At 68.5% G+C, this 2,997-nt stretch carries 5 protein-coding genes; all 5 read left to right on the top strand.

What is annotated here, in order from left to right; translation table 11 throughout:
• Positions 1-2: 2 nt before the first annotated feature.
• Entirely contained in the window at positions 3-380 is a 378-nt protein-coding gene (gspG, locus tag B2W70_RS03565) for a type II secretion system major pseudopilin GspG (RefSeq protein WP_286742927.1), read from the top strand.
• Complete coding sequence (locus B2W70_RS03560; protein ID WP_414631021.1) at positions 355-912, top strand: pilus assembly FimT family protein; 558 nt, start codon at positions 355-357, stop codon at positions 910-912. Before gspG ends, B2W70_RS03560 begins: the two co-directional genes overlap by 26 nt.
• Positions 909-1,268, top strand: a complete 360-nt coding sequence (gspI, locus tag B2W70_RS03555; RefSeq protein ID WP_286742925.1) for a type II secretion system minor pseudopilin GspI — start codon at positions 909-911, stop codon at positions 1,266-1,268. The genes B2W70_RS03560 and gspI overlap by 4 nt, the downstream gene beginning before the upstream one ends.
• A gap of 45 nt (positions 1,269-1,313) precedes the next feature.
• A complete protein-coding gene (locus B2W70_RS03550) occupies positions 1,314-1,994 on the top strand; it encodes a PulJ/GspJ family protein (protein WP_286742924.1) in 681 nt (226 codons plus the stop codon).
• Positions 1,991-2,997, top strand: a 1,007-nt coding sequence (gspK, locus tag B2W70_RS03545; protein WP_286742921.1) for a type II secretion system minor pseudopilin GspK, incomplete at its 3' end; no start/stop codon positions are given. The genes B2W70_RS03550 and gspK, both read left to right, overlap by 4 nt.

Below are 2,997 nucleotides of genomic sequence, written 5' to 3'. Positions count from 1 at the left end.
TGGTGGTGCTGGTCATCATCGGCCTGCTGGCCGCCCTGATCGTGCCCAACGTGCTCGACCGCGCCGACGACGCCCGCGTGACCGCGGCCCGCACCGACATCAGCAACCTGATGCAGTCGCTCAAGCTTTACAAGCTCGACAACCAACGTTTCCCCACGGGTGAGCAAGGCCTGCAGGCCCTGGTGGCCAAGCCCACGGGTGGCGGCCCGATCCCCAACAACTGGAAGCCCTACCTCGAGAAGCTGCCCAGCGACCCTTGGGGCAACCCGTACCAGTACGTCAACCCCGGCGTGAAGGGGCAGGTCGATGTGTTCAGCTTCGGTGCCGATGGTCAAAGCGGTGGCGAAGGCCGGGATGCCGACATCGGTTCCTGGCAGTGATTCGCCGTCAGCAGGCTTGACGGCCCTCCCGACAGGCCGCTGGGCGAGGCGCGCGCGCCGCTCGGTGTCGCGCGGCTTCACCCTGCTTGAGCTGATGGTGGTGGTGGCCATGATCGCCATCACCGTGTCCATCGTGAGCTTTGCCGTGCCCGACCCCTCCAGCACCCGACTCGAGCGCGAAGCCGCGCGCCTGGTCGCCATCCTGGAGTCTGCCCGCATGCAGGCTCGCTCGGGTGCGCTCACCGTGTTGTGGGTGCCGCAGACCAAGGGCGACGAGGCCGACTACCAGTTCATTGGTCTGCCGCCGGTGCTGATGCCGCCTTTGCGCTGGCTGACCCCCGAGGTGCGCGCCGAGGTTGTGGGCGGGCGCAGCATCGTGCTCGGGCCCGAGCCCGTCATCGGCGCGCAAAGCCTGGTGCTGCGGCTCGAAGACCGCCAGCTCGTCATCGGCACCGATGGCCTGGGCGCCTTCCAGGTCATCCAGCCAACCGGCGAAGAGGCAGCCGAAGCACAGCAGGCGGTGATGCGATGAACCGCTGGCGTGGCATGACCCTCATCGAGGTCCTGGTGGCACTGGCCATCGTGGCCGTCACCCTGACCGCGGGCATCAAGGCGGCGGGCGGGCTGACGCTCAACGCCCAGCGCATGGCCGACCTCACCCGCGCCCAGTGGTGCGCCGAGAACCAGCTCACCAGCCTGCGCCTGAGCCGCACCTACCCCCCCGTGGGCGACAGCGATTTCACCTGCAACCAGCTGGGGCGGCAGTTGCCCGGCCGCATGGTGGTCCGCCCCACGCCGAACATCAACTTCCGTCGGGTCGACGCCGAGGTCCGTGACGAGGCGGACCAGCCCATCGTCAAGCTCTCGACCGTGGTTTCACGGTTCTGACCGGTGGACGATGCCATGAGCCCCATGTCCACACGCCGCCTTCCGATGCCAACCGCTGCCCGCGCTGGCTTGCGTCAGGCTGCCGGCTTCACCCTCATCGAGGTGATGGTGTCCTTGTTCATCCTGGCCGTGCTGGCGGGGGCCGCCTGGAAGGGCGTTGACGCCATCAGCACCGCTCGCCAGGTGGCCGATGACAACCTGCAGAACACCCTGCGCCTGCAGTCGGTCATGACCCAGCTGGACGCGGACATGGCCCAGGTCTGCGACACCCAGGTGGTCAAAGGCTTTCAGTTCGACGGCGCCAACCTGCGCCTGACCCGCCGCGCATCAGGGGGCGTTCAGGTGGTGGTGTGGAGCCTGCGCGAGCGCAAGCTGCTGCGCTGGACGAGCCCCGAGACCACGCGCGTCGGCGACCTGCAGGACCACTGGCGGCGGGCCTCGCAGCTTCAGGGGCGCGAGCCGGGCACGCTGGTGGCGCTCAACGGGGTTGACCAGTGGCAGGTTTACTGTTTCCGCAGCGGCTCGCTGAGCAACTGTCAGTCTTCGGGCAACGTGGTGTCCAGCTCGGGTTCACCCAACTCGGGTGAGGGTTCTGCGGCAGCTGCCGCCGCCAGCATCGTGCGCGAGCAGCTCCCGCAAGCCATCCGCTCTCAGCTCACCCTGGGCGATGGCGCGGGCGTGGCCGGCATGCTTTCACGCGACATCATCCTGTCGCCCCAGCCATGACACGTCGCACCTTGCCCACCCCCGCACCCCTCGCCGCCGAATTCCCGGCCAAGCAGCCTGGCGCCCCGGTGAGGTCGGGCGTGCGCCGAGCGCCTTCGCTGCGCCAGCGTGGTGCGGCCTTGCTCATGGCCATGGTCATCGTGACCCTGGTGGCCACCTTCGCGGCGTCGATGGTCTGGCAGCAATGGCGGGCCGTGCAGGTCGAAGGTGCGGAGCGCGTGCGCGCGCAGGCGACTTGGGTGCTGGTCGGCGCGCTCGACTGGGCCCGCCTGATCCTGCGCGAGGACGGCCGTAACGGTGGCGCAGACCATTTGGGCGAGCCCTGGGCCATCCCCTTGGCCGAAGCGCGCCTGTCCACCTTCCTGGCGGTGGATGGCGACAACACGGCGGTCGATGCCGACTCGCCCGAGGCCTTCCTCTCCGGTCGGGTCGATGACGCGGCCGCTCGTTACAACCTGCGCAATCTGATCAATTCTGAGGGCGACCTGGTGCCCGAGGAGCTGGTGGTGCTCAAGCGCCTGGTCGAGAACGCAGGGCAGTCGCCCGCGCTGGCCGATGGCCTGGCGCAGTCGATGAGGCAGGCCACCCTGGCGATCATGGCCATGCAGTCCGAAGACCCGCAAGTCATGTCCAAACTGGGCGGGCAAGACGGCATGCGCAAGGCGCCGATCATGCCCTTGTCGGCCGACCAGCTGATGTGGCTGGGCCTGGATGCCGGCACCCTGGAGCGACTGCGCCCCTACCTGACCATCCTGCCCGAGGCGACCCAGGTCAATGTGAACACCGCGCCCAAGGAGGTCATCGCCGCCGTCATCGACGGGGTGGATCTGGCGCGCGCCGCCCGCATCGTGCAGACTCGCCAGCGCAACCCGCTCAAAACGACCGAGGAGCTGCGCGCCGTGCTGGGGGCGGGCAACTGGAATTTCAGCCGCATCTCGGTCAAGAGCGATTACTTCGAGATCCGCGGGCGCCTGCGGCTCGATGACAACGTCATCGAGCAGCG

The sequence above is a fragment of the Aquabacterium sp. UBA2148 genome (assembly GCF_002328915.1).
Taxonomy (GTDB): Bacteria; Pseudomonadota; Gammaproteobacteria; order Burkholderiales; family Burkholderiaceae_C; genus Aquabacterium; species Aquabacterium parvum.
Note: the sequence above shows the minus strand (reverse complement) of the source record. Positions and strands in the feature narration are given on the sequence as shown.